Source organism: Gammaproteobacteria bacterium (assembly GCA_036381015.1).
GTDB lineage: Bacteria > Pseudomonadota > Gammaproteobacteria > Steroidobacterales > Rariloculaceae > ZC4RG20.
The window spans coordinates 21,107-39,076 of the sequence record DASVDR010000032.1 but is presented as its reverse complement, the minus strand read 5'-3'; the positions used below and the strand labels follow the sequence as shown (position 1 = coordinate 39,076).

14 protein-coding genes and 1 pseudogene are annotated in these 17,970 nt (G+C 68.6%); 9 read left to right on the top strand and 6 right to left on the bottom strand.

Annotation, left to right across the window (positions count from 1 at the left end; translation table 11 throughout):
• Window positions 1-323: 323 nt before the first annotated feature.
• The 3 genes from VF329_12165 (at window position 324) to VF329_12155 (ending at window position 4,049) form a co-directional block, all read left to right on the top strand.
• A complete protein-coding gene (locus VF329_12165; GenBank protein ID HEX7081760.1) occupies window positions 324-1,367 on the top strand; it encodes a type IV pilus twitching motility protein PilT in 1,044 nt (347 codons plus the stop codon).
• Window positions 1,368-1,409: 42 nt separating this feature from the next.
• Window positions 1,410-2,567, top strand: a complete 1,158-nt coding sequence (locus tag VF329_12160) for a PilT/PilU family type 4a pilus ATPase (GenBank protein HEX7081759.1) — start codon at window positions 1,410-1,412, stop codon at window positions 2,565-2,567.
• Between the two features lie 426 nt (window positions 2,568-2,993).
• Window positions 2,994-4,049 (top strand): PilT/PilU family type 4a pilus ATPase, encoded by a 1,056-nt coding sequence (locus VF329_12155; protein ID HEX7081758.1) that lies wholly within the window; start codon window positions 2,994-2,996, stop codon window positions 4,047-4,049.
• Here VF329_12155 and VF329_12150 read toward each other — a convergent pair.
• The 6 genes from VF329_12150 to gshB form a co-directional block, all read right to left on the bottom strand.
• Entirely contained in the window at window positions 4,036-4,944 is a 909-nt protein-coding gene (locus VF329_12150; protein ID HEX7081757.1) for a dihydroorotate dehydrogenase electron transfer subunit, read from the bottom strand. The two genes, VF329_12155 and VF329_12150, sit on opposite strands and share 14 nt — an antisense overlap.
• The gene (gene ruvX / locus VF329_12145) at window positions 4,934-5,380 is read right to left on the bottom strand and encodes a Holliday junction resolvase RuvX (GenBank protein HEX7081756.1); all 447 of its coding nucleotides are present in this window, start codon (window positions 5,378-5,380) and stop codon (window positions 4,934-4,936) included. Before ruvX ends, VF329_12150 begins: the two co-directional genes overlap by 11 nt.
• 18 nt (window positions 5,381-5,398) lie before the next feature.
• On the bottom strand, window positions 5,399-5,953 hold the full coding sequence (locus VF329_12140; GenBank protein ID HEX7081755.1) for a YqgE/AlgH family protein: 555 nt from the start codon (window positions 5,951-5,953) through the stop codon (window positions 5,399-5,401).
• Between the two features lie 100 nt (window positions 5,954-6,053).
• Window positions 6,054-6,917, bottom strand: a complete 864-nt coding sequence (locus VF329_12135) for a TonB family protein (protein ID HEX7081754.1) — start codon at window positions 6,915-6,917, stop codon at window positions 6,054-6,056.
• Between the two features lie 52 nt (window positions 6,918-6,969).
• Window positions 6,970-8,034, bottom strand: a complete 1,065-nt coding sequence (locus VF329_12130; GenBank protein ID HEX7081753.1) for an FAD:protein FMN transferase — start codon at window positions 8,032-8,034, stop codon at window positions 6,970-6,972.
• Between the two features lie 9 nt (window positions 8,035-8,043).
• Window positions 8,044-9,003, bottom strand: a complete 960-nt coding sequence (gene gshB / locus VF329_12125; protein HEX7081752.1) for a glutathione synthase — start codon at window positions 9,001-9,003, stop codon at window positions 8,044-8,046.
• A gap of 259 nt (window positions 9,004-9,262) precedes the next feature.
• On the opposite strand from gshB, the gene pilG reads away from it, so the two are divergent.
• The 6 genes and pseudogenes from pilG to VF329_12095 all read left to right on the top strand — a co-directional run bounded on the left by pilG (window position 9,263) and on the right by VF329_12095 (window position 17,927).
• Window positions 9,263-9,670, top strand: coding sequence for a twitching motility response regulator PilG (gene pilG, locus VF329_12120; GenBank protein HEX7081751.1), 408 nt, complete (start codon window positions 9,263-9,265; stop codon window positions 9,668-9,670).
• A 61-nt stretch (window positions 9,671-9,731) separates the two neighbouring features.
• Window positions 9,732-10,115 (top strand): response regulator, encoded by a 384-nt coding sequence (locus VF329_12115; GenBank protein ID HEX7081750.1) that lies wholly within the window; start codon window positions 9,732-9,734, stop codon window positions 10,113-10,115.
• Window positions 10,112-10,675 (top strand): chemotaxis protein CheW, encoded by a 564-nt coding sequence (locus VF329_12110; protein ID HEX7081749.1) that lies wholly within the window; start codon window positions 10,112-10,114, stop codon window positions 10,673-10,675. The genes VF329_12115 and VF329_12110 overlap by 4 nt, the downstream gene beginning before the upstream one ends.
• 214 nt (window positions 10,676-10,889) lie before the next feature.
• Window positions 10,890-11,894: pseudogene (locus VF329_12105) on the top strand (methyl-accepting chemotaxis protein).
• A gap of 139 nt (window positions 11,895-12,033) precedes the next feature.
• Window positions 12,034-17,436 carry an Hpt domain-containing protein gene (locus VF329_12100; GenBank protein HEX7081748.1) on the top strand — a complete coding sequence of 1,801 codons (5,403 nt, stop codon included), beginning with the start codon at window positions 12,034-12,036 and terminating at the stop codon, window positions 17,434-17,436.
• A complete protein-coding gene (locus VF329_12095) occupies window positions 17,433-17,927 on the top strand; it encodes a chemotaxis protein CheW (GenBank protein HEX7081747.1) in 495 nt (164 codons plus the stop codon). Before VF329_12100 ends, VF329_12095 begins: the two co-directional genes overlap by 4 nt.
• Window positions 17,928-17,970: the final 43 nt, after the last annotated feature.

Here is a 17,970-nt window from a genome sequence, read left to right as displayed (position 1 = left end):
GCCTGCCGACGAAGTGCCATGTGAGAGGCAACTTTGCGAGCTCGGCCATCTTCGGCAACGCTTCTTGCACGTAGCTCTCGCCGAAATTCGTGACGCCTGCACGATGTGCAGCCGCGATCGCGGACGCCGGTTGTTGCTTGCTGACGGCGACGATCGTCACGCTCTCGGGTGAGCGACCGACATGCTTTGCAGAGCGCGCGACGCGTTCGAATATTTGTGCCAAATGGTCCGTGATTTGAGTCACGCTTTGCCGGCAGCCCTTGGCTATACTGTCAACTTCGCGCCCTTCTCACGAGGGCACGGACCCCTGCTAAAGGAGCGCCATGGCCGCGGTCGATATTGCGCAACTGCTCGCGTTTGCCGTCAAGAACAACGCTTCGGACTTGCACTTGTCATCCGGTGTTCCGCCGATCATTCGCGTCGACGGCGACGTCAAGCGCATCAACATGCCGCCACTGAAGCACAAAGAAGTGCACAGTATGGTTTACGACATCATGAACGACAAGCAGCGCAAGGACTTCGAAGAGTTCTTGGAGACTGACTTCTCGTTCGAGATTCCGAAGCTCGCGCGCTTCCGCGTCAACGCGTTCAATCAGAACCGCGGCTGCGCCGCAGTGTTCCGCACCATTCCGTCGCAGATCTTGAGCCTCGACGATCTCGGCGCGCCGCGCATTTTCAAAGACATCGCGATGCACCCGCGCGGCCTCGTGCTCGTCACGGGCCCCACGGGCTCCGGTAAGTCGACGACGCTCGCCGCGATGGTCGACTACGTCAACGACAACAAGCCCGATCACATCATCACGATCGAGGACCCGATCGAGTTCGTGCACGAGAGCAAGCGCTCGCTGATCAATCAGCGCGAGCTGCATCGCGACACGCACGGGTTCAGCGAGGCGTTGCGCTCGGCGTTGCGCGAAGACCCCGACGTCATCCTCGTCGGCGAGATGCGCGACCTCGAGACGATCCGCCTCGCGCTGACGGCCGCCGAGACGGGCCACCTCGTGTTCGGCACGCTGCACACGAGCTCCGCGGCGAAGACGATCGACCGCGTCGTCGACGTGTTCCCCGCCGCCGAGAAGGAGATGGTGCGGAGCATGCTTTCGGAGTCGCTGCGCGCGGTCATCTCGCAAACGCTCCTGAAGCGGATCGGCGGAGGGCGCGTCGCCGCGCACGAGATCATGATCGGCACGCCGGCGATCCGTAACTTGATCCGCGAAGGCAAGATCGCACAGATGTATTCGGCGATTCAGACCGGCCAGGCGCAGGGGATGCAGACATTGGATCAGAACCTTCAGGAGCTGATGATGAAGGGGCTGATCACGAAGGAGGAAGCGCGCTTCAGGGCCGTCATCAAGGAAAATTTCTGATCGGCGCCGCAGCGCGGCCGAGCGGCGAGCGGATCGAGCGAGATGGAACGCGACCAAGCAGTACGACTCACGCAGAACCTTCTGAGGAAGATGGTCGAGCACAAGGGCTCGGACCTCTTCATCACGGCCGATTTTCCTCCCGCGATCAAGATCGACGGCGAGATAAAGCCGTTCGCCGATCGCCCGCTCACGTCCGCGCAGAGCTCGCTGATCGTGCGCTCGATCATGAACGACAAGCAGGCGAAGGAGTTCGACGCCACGAAGGAGTGCAACTTCGCGATCGCGCCGCAGGGCATCGGCCGCTTTCGAGTAAGCGCATTCGTGGCTCAGGGGCACGTCGGGGCGGTCATTCGGCAGATCGTCACGAAGATCCCCACGTTCGAGGATCTGGACCTCCCGCCGCAGCTCAAGGACGTCGCGATGACGAAGCGCGGGCTTTGCCTCGTCGTCGGCGGCACCGGGTCGGGAAAGTCCACGACGCTCGCCGCGATGATCGGCCATCGCAACGAGAACAGCCACGGTCACATCATCACCATCGAGGACCCGGTGGAGTTCGTGCACCCGCACCGCGGCTGCGTCGTCACGCACCGGGAGGTGGGGGTCGACACCGAAAGCTGGCACAGCGCGCTGAAGAACACGCTGCGTCAGGCGCCGGACGTGATCATGATCGGCGAGATTCGCGACCGCGAGACGATGCAGTACGGCATCCAGTTCGCCGAGACCGGGCATCTCTGCGTGGCCACGCTCCATGCGAACAGCGCGAACCAGGCGCTCGACCGCATCATCAACTTCTTCCCGGAGGAGCGGCGTCACCAGCTTTTGATGGATTTGTCGCTGAACATCACGGCGTTGATCTCGCAGCGGCTGATCCCGCGAGAGAACGGCATGGGCCGCGTTGCCGCGATGGAGATCATGCTGTCCTCGCCGCTGATCAGCGACTTGATCTTCCGCGGCGAGGTCGCGGCCATCAAGGACGTGATGGCGAAGTCGAACCGGCTCGGAATGCAGACCTTCGATCAGGCGCTGTTCCAGCTCTACGAGGACGGCGTCATTTCCTACGACGAGGCGATCCGCAACGCCGACTCGAAGAACGAGCTGCGCCTGAGGATCAAGCTGCAGAGCAAGCGGGAAGGGGCCGCGGCGGCCGAGCAGGCCGAGAGCCTGCAGCTCCTCGAGGACGAGCGCGCCGCCCGTTTCTAGCGGCCGCTCGGTGAACGAACCATCTTGTCCTTCCGGGGTGCGGCAACAGTGCAGCGTGAGTGCGACTCGCGTGCTTCCGCGTCCGACAGCGCTCTTTCGAGCCCCGGCACCCAGATCGGGCGCGGAGGCCCCGGCACGCCAACCGGGCGGGGAGCCGGACGTGCGAGAGGCCCTTTCGGGACCGTCCGCGCCAGGGACAGGGACGGCGCGGACGGAGCCTCCAGGGACGGATTTACGGCGTTCCCGAAAGGGCCTCTCGCACGTCCGGCTCCCCGCTTACGCGCCGATCGTCGCTATCGCGCGGCACCCTCTTCGCTCGCGCGGAGCCGTCGCTATCGCGCCGAGCTGATCGCTGCGATCACGCACCCGAAGCTGGAAGGCCGCTATCGTCGTCAGACCCACGAACGAGAAGCGTAACGCGCCCGAATGAACGTCAAGCCCCTCTTCAAGCTGATGGTGGACAAGAAGGCGTCAGACCTCTTCTTCACCACCTACGCGCCCGTCATGATCAAGATCGACGGCAAGATCATGCCGGTGAATCAGCTCGAGCTGACGCCGAAGATGGTGCGCCAAGCGGCGCTCGAGCTGATGAACGAAACGCAGCTCGAGGCGTTCACCCGCGATCTCGAGATCGACTTCGCGATATCGGAGCCCGGCCTCGGCCGCTTCCGCGTCAATATCTTCCACCAGCGCGGCAACGTCGCGATGGTGCTGCGCTTCATCACGCCGGAGCTGCCGCGGCTCGAGGAGCTCGGCATGCCCGACTGCCTGAAGGACCTCGTCATGCTGCGCCGCGGGCTGATCCTTATGGTCGGGGCCGCGGGATCGGGAAAATCCACGACACTTGCCGCGATGATCGATTACCGGAACCGGCATTCGGCGTCGCACATCATCACGATCGAGGATCCGATCGAGTTCCTGCACACGAACCAGAAGTCCATCGTCAACCAGCGCGAGCTCGGGCTCGACACGCACTCGTTCGAGCGGGCGCTGCGCAGCGCGATGCGCGAGGCGCCGGACGTCGTGCTGATCGGCGAGATCCGCGACCGCCCGACGATGCAGGCCGCGATCGACCTCGCGGGCACCGGGCACCTCGCGATCGCCACGCTGCACGCGAACAACGCGCCCGAGACTCTCGACCGCATCATCAACATGTATCCGAACGATCAGCACGGTCAGGTGCTGATGGATCTCGCACAGTACGTCCGCGCGATCATCTCGCAGCGCCTCGTGCGGGCGAAGGAAGGCCGGCGCGTCGCGGCGGTCGAGGTCATGCTGAACACGCCGCATCTTTCGGAGATGATCCTCAAAGGCGACATCTCCGGCGTCAAGGAAGCGTTCAAGGAGACCCGCGAGCCCGGCATGCAGACTTTCGACGAGGCCCTGTTCGATCTCTACCGAAAGGGCGTGATCAGCATGGAGGAGGCGCTCTCGAACGCCGACTCGCGCAGCAATCTCGAGGCGAAGATCAACTTCGGCTGAGCGCCTGACCGCCGAAAGCGGCGGGAAAAACCTCGCGCGCCTCGAAGACCGGGCCGTCGACGCACACTCGTTTCATCGCCGGACCCGCAGCCGTCTGCACGAGCACCGTGCAGCCGGCGCAGCCCCCGACGCCGCAGGCCATATACTCTTCGACCGCGACCTGGCACGGCAGGTCGAACTCGGCCGCGAGCACGGCGAGCGCGTGCAGCATCGGCTCCGGGCCGCAGCCGATCAGCTGCGTCTCGGCAAGCGCGCTCGGCGCAAGCGTCTCCAGCCATGCGCGCGCGAGCGACGTGACGAACCCCGGGTAAGCGCCTTCGAGGCCGGCGTTGCTCGCGAGGCGCGACGGCACGCCGATGCGCTCGAGCAGGAGCATCGCGTGCGATGCCGCGGGCGGGATGCCGGGAACCTCGAGGTCGGAGCGGACGAGGTCGAACGGGAACGGCAGCTCCGAGCCCATCAGCACGAGCGGAGCGCGGAAGGCCGGGTCCGCGCGCAAGCGCTCGGCCGCGAAGATCATCGGCGGTATCCCGACGCCGCCGCCGACCGCGACGACTCGGGGCCGCGACGGATCCGGAGCGAAGCTTCGGCCGATCGGTGCGAGCATGCTGATGCGCTCGCCGGGCCCGCGCTCCGCGAGCTTCGCAAGGCCGGCGCCGACGGGTTTGTAGAGGAACTCGAGCCAGCCCTGCTCGGGGTCCGCGCGCATGATCGACAGCGGCCGCCGGAGCGGCACGGACGGATCGCACGTGATGTGCGCGAAGCTTCCGGGCGCCGCGCTGCGGGCAGCCTTTGGCGCCGCGACGCGCAGCACGAATTGCCGGGCCGCGCGGTGCTCGTGCGCGACGATCTCCGCCTCCTCGAGGTGGATCGTGCCGCGATGCTCAGCGCTCATTCGCCGCTTCGTTCATCCATTGCTCGGCGATGAGGCAGGCCGCGCGCCGGTCGATCGCGCCCTTCGCTGCCGACCGGCGCGGCGCGCCTTCGCGCCTGCGCTCGCGCAGATCCGAGGCCGCCGCCGAGGACGTGAACGCTTCGTCGACCGTGTCGACCGGCAGGTGATAGCGCCGCGCCAGAGCCGCGGCAAACGCCCGCGCTCGCGCCGCCACGGCCGACGGGCCCGTGGAGCCTTCCGGCACGCCGACGACCAGATGCGCCGGCCGCCACTCGCGGACCAGGTCGTCCAACGCTGCCCACGGCGTGTCTCGGCCGACGGTCAGGGTCGTGAGCGGAGAGGCGGTGCGCGTGTGAAGGTTGCCGGTGGCGACGCCGATGCGCCGGAGGCCGAAGTCGAACGCGAGCACGACCTCCGCTTTGCGGCCTTCGGTCACGAAGGAGGCTCTGCGCTCTCACGCGTGGCCGGCATAGCTCGCGAGCTGATGGATGTCGACGCCGAGGAGACCGGCCGCGGCCCGCCAGCGCTGCTCGAACGGCGTCTCGAACAGCACGCGGTGGTCGGCCGGAACGCTGAGCCATGCGTTCGCGGCGAGCTCCGCTTCGAGCTGACCGGAATCCCACCCCGCATACCCGAGAGCGACGAGCACCGGATCCGGCCCCTCGCCGCGCGCCATCGCACCGAGAATGTCTTGAGACACGGTGACCTTGATGCCTGCGCCCGTGTCGAGCGTCGAATCGTACGGCTCGGCGGAGCGGTGAAGCACGAACCCGCGGTCGCGCTGCACGGGGCCGCCGGCGAGCACCGGTTGCGCGGCGAGGCGCGCGTCGCGCGCGTCGAGCGAAAGCTGCCGAAACACCTCCTTCAGCAGCATCTCGGTGGGGCGGTTGATGATGATTCCCATCGCCCCTTCCTCGTCGTGCTTACAGATGTAAGTGACGGTCTCGTTGAAGTTCGGATCGCCCATCGCGGGCATTGCGATCAGGAAGTGATCCTGGAGTGACCGCACCGGCTGAACCTCGTGTTCCTCGACACGAAGATTCTATCCCAGCACGCCGGGCGGCGTCGCGGCGTGAAACCGGCGGAGCGTCGCGCTTTCGCGACGGCCGTTACCGTGCCTTGACGCCCGCGGTGCCGCCGCTGAAATCCCATTCATAGGCGAACCGAAGGACGTCGTACTGCGCCTTGATCTCGGCGGGGAGCGGCTCGAAAGGCGCGGCGAGGCGCAGGATCGTCAACGCCGCCTGGTCGAGACGCGGATCGCCGGACGAACGGCGCACGACGATGTCTTCGAGCCGGCCGTCCGCGGTGATCGCGACCTCGAGCGTCGGCCGGGCGAGGCCCGCTTGCCCGACGAGCGCCGCCGGGAAGTTCGCGGTGCCGACCCGCTCGACGCGCCGTCGCCACCCGTCGAGATACGCGGCGAGGATCGATTCGCGCGTCGTCGGCGACGGCAGCCGATCGCTGTCGTCACCGTCCGGCAGCGCGGCGCGCGCGTCGATTTCCATCGCGAGCGTTTGCTGCGCGGCGCGGTCCAGCATCGCCGCCGCGGTCCGAGCGGAGGCGGCGGGCGGCACCTCCGCCGCGTTCGGCAACCCTTGGATGCGGCGGTCGGACGGGCTCTGCGTCACGAGCTGCTCTGCCGACGGCGCGGGCTCCTGCGGCTGCGCATCGAGCGCATCGGCCCCTTCCACGGTCCCGTCGCGGCTCGCCGGCGCGCTTCCGGCGAGCGTCGTCGTCGGCCGCAGCCCGTCGGCCGCGCGGCCGCCGCCCGTTTGGTTCACCTGCGCGAGCCACTCGGTATCCTCGGGCGGCCGGTCGAGCGCGTTCGTGTCGACGACCAGCGTGACGTTCAGCGAGGGCGGCGCGCCGCTTTCGTCGAGCGGCCCGGACGTGAACGTGACGCCGAGGATCAGCACGCCGTGCGCCAGCGCGGCCACGAAGAGCGTCGAGCTCAAACGGTCGGCCGTCACGCGCGCGCGGCGCCGGGCGGCGTTCGCCGCGGGCGCGCCGTCCGCCGGCCTCTCAGGACCCGCTTCCGACATGCTCCGGATCGTCTGAAACGAGCCGCCGCCTCATGGCATCGGTCAGCTCCACGTGTCCGTCCGCGTCGACTCGCAGCGCGGCGTCGATGCCGAGCGCCCGGGCGACGCTACGCCAATCGTCGCCGGCGACGAAGAGCGCCGTGGCCGCGGCGTCGGCAAGCACGCCCTGCGCGGCGACCACGGTCACGGACTGCGTCTCGTCGGCCGGATAGCCGGTCCGCGGATCGAGGATGTGGTGGAAGCGCCGTCCGTCGCGCTCGACGTACCGCTCGTAGTCGCCGGACGTGAAGGCTGCCTCCCCGTCGCCGAGCTCGATGATGCCGAGGACGTCGTCGGCGCGCGGGTGCTGGATGCCGACACGCCAAGGCCTTCCGCCACGCGAGCCGAGCACGCGGAGGTCCCCGCCCGCGTTCACGAGGGCGTTGCGGATGCCGCGGCTGCGAAACATTTCGATGATCCGGTCCACGGCCGCGCCCTTCGCGATGCCGCCGAGATCGAGCATGACCTTCGCTTTCGCGCGGATGCGCCGGCCTTGGATCTCGAGCGCGGCGATGCTCGAGCCCGAGCCGAGCCACGCCTCGATCGCTGCCGGCCCGGGCGGCGCCGACGGGTGCGCCAGCGTCGAATTGAAGCCCCACAGCTCGACGAGCTTGGCGACGCCGGGATCGAAGCGGCCGCCGCTCAGCTCCGAGTAGCGCTTGGCGTCGCGAAGGACGGCCGCCATCTCCTCGCTGACGACCGTCTCGCGCCCGGCGGCCAGCGCCTCGTTCAGCCGCGCGAGCTCGCCTTCGGCCCATGGGTAGTAGTCGATCTCGAAGCGGCGCAGCATCGCTTCGACGTCGGCGAGCGCCGCTTCGGCCGTCCGTGCCGGAGCCTCCAGCGCGACGTCGACCCACGTGCCCATCGAATAGAGCCGCCGCTCGACGAGGCGGGGCCGGTCCGTGCAGCCGCCCGCCGCGATCGCCGCGGCGAGCAGGGCCGCGGCGGCCGCACGCCGGTAACGGGCGCGCGGCATCGATTCCCGGTGCGGCACGGAAAGGTGCATGCGTCGCGATTACCTCGGCAGGCGCCGCTCGACGGCGTCGAGCAGTCTAGCAGCGATGTCGAGGCCGAATTCCCGATCCAATTCACGGATTCCGGTGGGGCTCGTGACGTTGATCTCGGTGAGGTAGTCGCCGATGACGTCGAGCCCGGCGAACAGCACCCCCTTCGCCGCGAGCGTCGGACCGACCTCGGACGCGAGCCAGCGGTCGCGGGCGGTCAGCGGCCGGCCCTCCCCGCGGGCGCCCATCACGAGGTTGCCGCGGCTGTCGCCGGGCGCCGGGATGCGCGCGAGCGCGTAGTCGATCGGCTCGCCGTCGACGAGCAGCACGCGCTTGTCGCCGTCCACGATCTCCGGCACGTAGCGCTGCGCCATCGTGAACCGGGCGCCGTCGCGCGTCAGCGTCTCGATGATCACGTTCGTGTTCGGATCGCCGTGCGCGACGACGAATATCGATTTGCCGCCCATCCCGTCGAGCGGCTTCAGCACGATCTTCGACTGCTCGGCGAGGAATTCGAGAAGCTCCGTACGCGAGCGGGTAATCAGCGTCGGCGGCGTGCAATGCGGGAACCAGGCCGTGTACACCTTCTCATTGATCTCGCGAAGGCTCGACGGACGATTCACGACGAGCAGGCCGCGGTTCTCGGCCAGCTGGAGGATGTACGTCGTGTAAATGTACTCCATGTCGAACGGCGGATCCTTGCGCATCAGGACCGCGTCGAGCGTCTCGAGCCCGGCGCTCCACGGCTCGCCGTACTCGAACCATTGCTCGGGGTCGTCCTCCACGTGCAGGAACCGGCCGCGCCCGATCGGCGCGCCTTCCCGAACCGACAAGCCGCCCTGCAAAAGGTAGACGATGCGCCAGCCGCGCCGTTGAGCGGCGAGCAGCATCGCGAGCGTGGAATCCTTCTTCGGCTTGATCGTCTCGATCGGATCCATGACCACGCCGAGGAGGCGTGCACCGTTGTCCATCCGTTCCTCGCTTTTTTTGAGTGCAGGTTCGCAGTTTGACGGAAAAAGGCAACGCTACCATAGCGCGCACGGCCGGGCGCGCCGGGCGGCGCCGGGGCAAGCCGATAAAGTCGACGCGACCGTATCGTCGGCGCCACGCGCCGAGCGCGAGGTCGTTGGAAGCGCCTTATCAATATGTTAAAAGGCGCGTTGAATTTCGCAGGGTGCCGCTCCTGGTCCGGGAGAGCGGCGGACGCACTTGCTGCCTGAGGAGAGCTGCGTGCCGAGCCGTAACGCCGTCAGCCCGAAGTCGAGCCTTCAGGGGCTCAAGATCCTCGTGATCGACGACAGCAAGACGATCCGCCGCACGGCCGAGACGCTGCTCGCGAAGGAAGGCTGCTCGGTCTTCACCGCGGTGGACGGCTTCGATGCCTTGTCGAAGATCGCCGACCACCAGCCGGACATCATTTTCGTCGACATCATGATGCCGCGGCTCGACGGCTACCAGACGTGCTCGCTGATCAAGCACAACAAGATGTTCAAGGACACGCCGGTGATCATGCTGTCGAGCAAGGACGGGCTGTTCGATCGGGCGCGGGGGCGCCTGGTCGGCTCGGAGCAGTACCTGACGAAGCCGTTCACGAAGGACGAGCTGCTCGGCGCGATCTTGAGCCATGTGTCGCGCTGAGGGGGGCGAGAATCATCCATGAACGCGCCTTCATGAATGATTCGGGGTTGAGGGTAGACCGATGGCGTTGATCATGATCGTCGACGACTCTCCGACCGAGGTGCACGTGATGAAGACGGCGCTCGAGAAGCACGGCTTCGACACGGTCTCGGCCGCGGACGGCTCGGAGTGCATCCACCTCGCCCGCGAGATGCGCCCGGACCTGATTCTGATGGATGTCGTGATGCCCGGCGTGAACGGCTTCCAAGCCACGCGGACGCTCACTCGGGACCCGCTGACGCGATCCATTCCGGTCGTCATGATCACGACGAAGAGCCAGGAGACCGACCGCATCTGGGGCATGCGCCAGGGTGCCGTCGACTATCTCGTCAAGCCGGTCAGCGAAGCCGTGCTGGTCGCGAAGGCGAACGAGGTGCTGGACCGGTCAGAGGGGCGCGAGGCTTGAGCCTCGCAGCGCTGCGTCAACAGCCGTTCGAGCTCCTGCTCGAGCTGGAACGGCTCGCGCGCGCCGCGGTCCAGGCCCGCGACGGGTCCGACCACGCGGGCGACGAATGGGTCGGCGTGGGATTTCGGCTCGGCAGCGAGCATTTCGTCGCCGGCCGCGGCGACATTCGCGAGGTGCTGCCGGTGCCCGAAACCATGACGCGCGTGCCGGGCGCGAAGTTCTGGCTGCGCGGGATCGCGAACGTGCGCGGTCAGCTTCTGACGGTCGTGGATATGAAGGGCTTCCTCGGGGCCGGCAGCTCGCAGCCCGACCGGCGCAACCGGATCCTCGTCGTCGCGAGCCGCGACGTGCCGACCGGGCTGATCGTCGACGAGGTCGTCGGCTTCCGCCGGTTTCCGATGGAGGATTTCCGGCAGCAGTCCCCGGCGACCGTCATTCGTTGCGACCACTACGTCGACGGCGGGTTCGTGCAGGGCGCCGAGGTGTGGCCTCGCTTCAGCCTGCTGAAGCTGCTCGAGGACGAGCAGTTCTTGAATGCGGGCGAGGCCGCGAAGAGGTGAGGGGGCGATGACCAAATCGAGCCCGTGGACGAAGCTCCTGCCGCCTCTCGCGATCGGCGCGACGGCGGCGCTCGGGGTCGCCGCGGCGCTGATGGCCGCGTCCGGCGAGCGGGGAGCGCCGCTGTTCCTGGTCGGCGCGGCGATCCTCCTGCTGCTCGTGATGATGATCGCGTACTACCGCGCCCGGGATTTTCGCCGCGCCGCCGAGATACAGGCCGAGCAGAACGAGCGCAACCAGCAGGCGATTCTCAGGCTCCTCGACGAGCTTTCGAGCCTCGCGGACGGCGATCTCACGGTGCAGGCCACGGTTACCGAGGACATCACCGGCGCGATCGCGGACTCGATCAACTATGCGATCGAGGCCCTGCGCGAGCTCGTGGCCACGATCAGCGACACGTCGCTTCTCGTCGATGCGGCGGCGAAGCAGAGCGAAGCGACGGTCAGGCATCTCGTGCGCTCGAGCGAGACGCAGGCGAAGCAGATCACGTCCGCGTCGGACGCCGTCGCGCAGATGGCGCAGTCGATCGAGGAGGTGTCCGGCAATGCCGAGCGCTGCTCCGACGTCGCCCGCCACGCGGTCGACGTCGCGCACAAGGGCGGCGAGGCCGTGCGCCGGACGATCGACGGCATGAACACGATCCGCGAGACGATTCAGGACACGTCGAAGCGGATCAAGCGCTTGGGTGAGAGCTCGCAGGAGATCGGCAACATTGTGGAGCTGATCGAGGAGATCGCCGAGCAGACGAACATTCTCGCTTTGAACGCGTCGATCGAAGCGTCCCGCGCCGGCGACGGCAGCCGCGGGTTCGCGGTCGTCGCGGACGAGGTGCAAAAGCTCGCCGAGCGCTCGACGAACGCGACCCGCAAGATCGAGGTGCTCGTGCGGACGATCCAGTCCGACACGAACGAAGCCGTCGTGTCGATGGAGCGGAGCACCACGGACGTCGTCGGCGGCGCGCTTCTCGCCGAGAACGCGGGCGCCGCGCTCGACGAGATCGAGCAGGTCTCGCACCAGATTGCGAGCCTCGTGCAGAACATCTCGGTCTCCGCCCGCGAGCAGACGGGCGCGACGGCCGCGATCATGGAAAGCATGCGCGTGCTGCGCGAAATCAGCGGCAAGACCACGGAATCGACGACGGCCGCGTCGAGCGCGATCAGCAAGCTGTCCGAGCTCGCCTCGCAGCTGCGCCGAACGATCAGCGGATTCACGCTCCCCGATCCCGCGGCCGGCACCTCCGGTGTGCTGACCCAGACGCGCGTCGCCGCGGCCCTCGCGCGCGAGGAAGCGGCGCCGGCGCCTCCGGCAGACGCTTCAGCGGAGCCCCGGCGCCGATCCGGTTGACAGCTTTCTCCCGAAGATGAGCACGGCCGATCTCGATACGATGGACGACCTCGCGGCGCATTCGCTCGACCTCGTCAGCCGCGAGCTGAATAGCACGATCGACGCGGCCCGGCGCGAGCTCGAGGATTTCGTCGACGGGCAGGCCGGGCGCGAGGCGCTGAATCGGGCGGCGGACCTCCTGCACCTCGCGAAGGGCGCGCTGAAGATCATCGAGCTTCACGGCGCCGGCATGCTTGCGGACGAGATGGAGCAGGTTTGCCGGCACGTCGTCGCGCTGAAGGACCAGGAGCGGCTCGACAGGGGCCTCGAAGCGCTGACGCGCGCGATGGTGCAGCTGCCGGCGTACCTGGACCGGGTGATGAGCGGCGGGCGCGACGTCGCGCTCGTGCTGCTGCCCCTGCTCAACGATCTCCGCGAGGTGCGCGGGTCGCCGATTCTCTCCGAAGGCTCGCTGCTGCTGCTCGACGCCGGACCGTTCGAGCGTCATCTCGCGACGCGGCCGAAGGCGGAGGCCGACCCCGAGACGTCGCGCCGTTTCCAGCAGGCGGCCCGCAAGCTTCGTCCGACTTTCCAGGCTGCGCTGCTGCACTGGATCAAGGGAGACGCCCCCGCGCAGCATCTCCAGAAGCTGATCCAGGTTAGCGCCGCGCTCGAGCGGGCCGCGTCGACCGAGCCCGTGCAGCAGCTGTGGTACGTGCTGACCGGCGTGCTGATCGCGCTCCGCGGCGGGCATCTCGAGGCGACGGTGAACCTGAAGCGCCTCGTCGGCCAGGCCGACCGCCAGCTGAAGCGGCTGATCGACGGCGGCGAGGCGGCGTGGATCGCCTCGCCGCCCGTCGATCTCCTGAACAGCCTCCTCTATTACGTGGCGCGCGCGGGCGGCCGTCACGAGCGCCTGCTGAAGATCCGCGAGACGTATCGGCTTGACGAGGCGGTGCCGCCCGAGTCGCAGCTCGCCGATGCGCGCGAAGGGCTCGCCGGCCCGAGCGTGAAGCTCATGCGCACGGTCGCCAAGGCGATCAAGGAGGACCTCTCTTCCGTGAAGGACGCGCTCGATATCTTCGTCCGTACGGGCATGGAGGACATCGAAACGCTCGAGCCTCAGCTCGACATGCTGAAGAAGATCGGCGACACGCTCGGCGTTCTCGGCCTCGAGAAGGCGCGCGCTCAGATTCAGCGCGAGGCCCGCGACCTGACGGCGATCATCGGCAGCCGCAAGATCGAGAGCCCGGCAGTGCTCGAGAAGATGGCCGCGGCGCTGCTCGACGTCGAGGACGCCCTCGACCGCGAGCTCGTGCGCGTGGTCGTCGCCGGCGGCGACGGAGCCGACGCGGAAAGCGAGTCGGAGGCGCAATACCGCCACGTGACGCAGGCCGTCATGGGCGAGTGCATCGTGAATCTCGCGAAGGTCAAGGAGGCGGTCACGCAGGTGATCGAGTCTCCGGGAGACGGGCGCGCGCTCGACCAGGTCAAGCCGCAGCTCCGCGGGATCACCGCGGGCCTCCTGATGCTGAACAAGACCAAGGCCGTCAAGGTCGTCGAGCGCATCGGTGCGGTGATCGCGAGCCGGCTCGGCCCGGGTCACAAGCCGATGAAGCCCGAGCATCTCGAGCGCCTCGCCGACGCCGTCGTCAGCGTCGAGTACTACATGGAGACGATCAGCCACGGGCGCAGCGACCCGTGGTACATGCTGGACAACGCCGGCCGGTGCCTCGACCTGCTCGAGGCGTTGCCGGCATCGAAGCCGGCCGCCGACCTGCGCCCGGCGGCGCCGGCGAAGAAAGCGGCGAAGCCGCCACCGTCCGTCATGGAGGTCGACGAGGAGCGCTCCGATCCGGAGCTTCTCGAGCTCTTCATCGAGGAGGCGAAGGAGGAGATCGCGAGCATCCAGCGCTTCCTGCCGTTGTGGGCCGAGCGGCCGGAGGATTCCGAGGCCTTGATCTCGGTGCGCCGCTCATTCCACACCCTGAAGGGCAGCGGCCGGATGGTCGGCGCGCAGATGATCGGCGAGTTCGCGTGGAGCGTCGAGAACCTGCTGAACCGGCTGATCAATCAGACGCTGGAGCCGACCCCGGCGATGGTGAAGTTCATCGGCGAGGCGGCCGAGGCGCTGCCGCACCTCGTCGAGCAGCTCGAGACCGGCATTGCACCGCGCGTCGACGTGCAGCTCCTGATGAAGCGCGCGGAGGCGTTCGCCGAAGGCGATCCCGACGCGGCGAGTCTCACGAGCGGGTCGCTGCGGATACCCGCGGGCGCGGAGGCGGCCGGCGCGTCGCCCGATCAGGCGCGGGGCGCCGGAATGGATCCCGTGCTCTCCGAGATCTTCGTGAAGGAGACGCTCGGGCACCTCGAGACGATCCGCGCCTATGTCGAAGGCGCGCGCCGCGGGGAACCGCCTTACCCGGTCGACGAGCCGGTCTATCGTGCCTGCCACACGCTGCTCGGCAGCGCGAAAATGGCCGCTTTCGCTCCGGCGGTCGCACTGGCCCGGCCGTTGTCGGAGACTCTCGGCCGGCTCTTTCAGTCGGGCGGCGGGCTCGCCGCCGAAGGCCTCGAGACGATCCACGCCGCGGCCGGCGAGATACAGCGGATGGCGGAAGCGCTGGCGGCCGGCACGCCGTACCGGCCGGACTCCGCCGTCATCTCGCGGCTTCAGCAGCTGCCGCATACGGCGGCCGCGCCCGCTACGCCCGCGGAGCAGGACGAGTCGACCGGAAGCGATACGCTCGCCCTCGATCCGGAGATCGCCGCGATATTCACGGAGGAAGCGGCGGAGATCCTCGACAACGCGGAGCTCGCGCTCGAAGCGCTGCGCGGGGATCCGGCGCGGTCGCAGTCGGTCGTCGAGCTGCAGCGGCTCCTGCACACGCTGAAAGGAGGCGCGCGGATGGCGGGCGTCGCGCCGATGGGCAACCTGAGCCATGCGCTCGAGACGTTGCTCGCCGGCATGGCCGAGAAGCGGATCGAGGCGGCGCCGGCAGCGCTCGACCTCGTGCAGCATTGTCTCGACGAGCTGCATCGGATGCGCGACCGCATCGATTCCGGGCGCGGCGTGCAGGACGCGACCGCGCTCGTCCGGCGCATCGAGGCGATCGCAGCCGGCGGGCCGGCAGAGGCCGCCCGCGAGGCCGAAGGCGAAGAGCCGACCGTGCAGCAGCCCCGCGCGGTTCCGCCGCCGGCGAGCGCGGGGGCGGCGGAGGTCGGCGCGGCCGTGTCGACCGCGCGCCCGGTCGAGTCCCGCGCGGACGAGTCGCTCGCGGCGCGGACGCTCGTGGACGAGGCGAGCGCCGGCATCGGCCCGGCGGTCGAAGCCCGCGGCGGCGAACCCGCACGCGCCGGATCGTCCCCGACGGCGCCGAGCGCCCGCCCGTCCCCGACGGCGCCGAGCGCCCGCCCGTCCCCGACGGTGCCGAGCGCCCGACCGTCCCCGACGCCGAGTGCCGTGCCGTCCGCGCCGAGCGCGCCGGCTCCGGAGGCTCCGGCCGAGCCGCCGCTCGATCGGTCCCTGGCCGCGGAAGCGGCGGCCGTCGTGCGAGGCCCGGAAGCCGCGCCGGGCGGCGATGCGCAGCCCGCCGCGGCCGAGCCCCCCGGCCGCTCGGCCGAGGCCCGCGAGCGCGCCGAGACCGCCCGCGTCGACGCCGTGCTGCTCGATGCGCTGCTGAACGGCGCCGGCGAGATCAGCATCTTCCAGTCGCGCCTGAACCAGCAGCTGCGCTCGATCGATTTCCATCTCGGCGAGCTCGGGCAAACCGTCACGCGCCTGCGGGAGCAGCTGCGCAAGCTCGAGGCGGAAACGGAGGCGCAGATCCTCTATCGCCACCAGGACGACGTGAGCGCCGAGGAAGGCTTCGACCCGCTCGAGCTCGACCGCTACTCGACGATTCAGCAGCTCTCGCGCGCGCTCGCCGAGACCGCGAACGACGTGGCGAGCATCAACGAGCTGCTGCAGGGGCTCACGACGGAGGCGGACACGCTGCTCACGCAGCAGGCCCGCGTCACGAGCGAGGTGCAGGAAGGGCTGATGCAGACGCGGATGGTGCCGTTCCAGCGCCACGTTTCGCGTCTTGCCCGAATCGTGCGTCAGGCCGCGAGCGAGACCGGCAAGAGCGCGGATCTCGTCGTGGAGGGCGCGGCCAGCGAGCTCGACCGTCAGGTCGCGGAGAGCATGCTGCCGCCTTTCGAGCACCTGCTCCGCAACGCGGTCGTGCACGGGATCGAAGCGCCGGCCGAGCGCAGGAAGGCCGGCAAGCCGGAAGGCGGCAAGGTGGAGTTGCGCATCCGCCGCGAAGGATCGGAGGTGCTGATCGAGGTGGCGGACGACGGGCGCGGCCTCGATTTCGACGCGATCCGCCGCAAGGCGTTCGAGCAAGGTCTCGTGCGCGACGCCCGGGCGATCTCCGACCAGGAGGCGGCGGAGTTGATCTTGCGGCCCGGCTTCAGCACTGCGAGCGAGCTGACCCAGGCCGCCGGGCGGGGCGTCGGCATGGACGTCGTCGACAACGAGGTCAAGAAGCTCGGCGGCTCGATGCGGATCGAATCCACGCGCGGCCGCGGCACGCGCTTCTTCATTCGCCTGCCCTACACGCTCGCGGTCACGCACGCGCTGATCGTCAACGTCGGCGACGAGACCTTCGCGCTGCCGCTGCCGACGATCGAGGGAATCACTCGCGTGCCACGCGAGAAGCTCCTCCAGATGCTCACCGAGGACGAGCCGAGGATCGAGTACGGGGGCGTCGAGTACAGGATTCAGCATCTCGGCAGCCTCGTCGGCGGCATGCCGTCGGCGCTGCCCGAGGAGGAGAGCGCGGTGTCGCTCGTGCTCGTCCGCGCGGGCGAAAGCTCGTCGGCGCTTCTGACCGACTCGCTCGAGGGCAGCCGCGAGATCGTCGTGAAGACGCTCGGCCCTCACCTCGCGAGCATCCCGGGCGTCTCCGGCGCGACGATTCTCGGCGACGGCCGCATCGTCGTGATCCTCGACGCCGGCACGCTCGTGCGCGGTCAGCACGCGAGTGTGCAGCCGCCGCTGCAGGCGGCGCCGGCGCCGCGGCAGACCACCGCGCTCGTCGTCGACGACTCCATCACGATGCGGCGCGTCACGCAGCGCCTGCTCGAGCGGCGCGGCGTGCGCGTGCTCACCGCCCGCGACGGGCTCGACGCGATCACCGTGCTTCAGGAACACGAGCCCGACATCATTCTGCTCGACATCGAGATGCCGAGGATGGACGGCTATCAGTTCGCCTCGCACGTGCGCAACGACGCAAAGCTGAAGGACGTGCCGATCGTGATGATCACGTCGCGCTCCGGCGAGAAGCACCGCGCGAAGGCGATCGAGCTCGGCGTGAACGACTACCTGAGCAAGCCGTACCAGGAGACGCAGCTGATCTCCGCGATCGAGGCGCTTCTCGGGAGGTCGCTGTGAGCGCGGAGCACCGCGAGCTCTACAGCTTGCTGATCCCTCTCGAGCAGGAGCGCCTGCTCGTGCCGCGCATGTGCGTTGCCGAGGTCATCGCTTTCGTCGAGACGAAGAGCGTGATCGGCGACGACGTGCCCGCGTGGTATCTCGGAACCATCGATTGGAACGGCCGCCAGCTGCCGATCGTGTCGTTCGACGGCGCCCGCGTCGATGACGCATCAGGCAAACGGCGCGGCCGCTCGCGCATCGTCGTCTTCCATGCCCTGACGGGCCGGCTCAAGGGCGGCTACTACGGTATCCTGACGCAGGGTTTCCCGCAGCTCGTTCGCGTGAACCGCGACGTCTTGACGCTCGACACGGAGCGGCCGATTCCTCCCGGGCATCCGGCAATCTGCCGAGTAAGGATGATCCACGAGTACCCGCTGATCCCGGACGTCGAGCGGCTCGAGGAGATGGTCGCCGGGGTCGCGCGGTCGAAGGCCGCGGCGACCGCTTGAGGCGGACGGCGAGCGGTTCGAAAGGGCCGGTCACGGCACCGGT

Coding starts and splice junctions, on each gene's coding strand:
- VF329_12155 (HEX7081758.1), top strand. CDS start 2,994: ATGAACGTCAAGCCCCTCTTCAAGCTGATGGTGGACAAGAAGGCGTCA.
- VF329_12160 (HEX7081759.1), top strand. CDS start 1,410: ATGGAACGCGACCAAGCAGTACGACTCACGCAGAACCTTCTGAGGAAG.
- VF329_12115 (HEX7081750.1), top strand. CDS start 9,732: ATGGCGTTGATCATGATCGTCGACGACTCTCCGACCGAGGTGCACGTG.
- VF329_12130 (HEX7081753.1), bottom strand. CDS start 8,034: ATGCACCTTTCCGTGCCGCACCGGGAATCGATGCCGCGCGCCCGTTAC.
- gshB (HEX7081752.1), bottom strand. CDS start 9,003: ATGGACAACGGTGCACGCCTCCTCGGCGTGGTCATGGATCCGATCGAG.
- VF329_12165 (HEX7081760.1), top strand. CDS start 324: ATGGCCGCGGTCGATATTGCGCAACTGCTCGCGTTTGCCGTCAAGAAC.
- VF329_12150 (HEX7081757.1), bottom strand. CDS start 4,944: ATGAGCGCTGAGCATCGCGGCACGATCCACCTCGAGGAGGCGGAGATC.
- VF329_12100 (HEX7081748.1), top strand. CDS start 12,034: ATGAGCACGGCCGATCTCGATACGATGGACGACCTCGCGGCGCATTCG.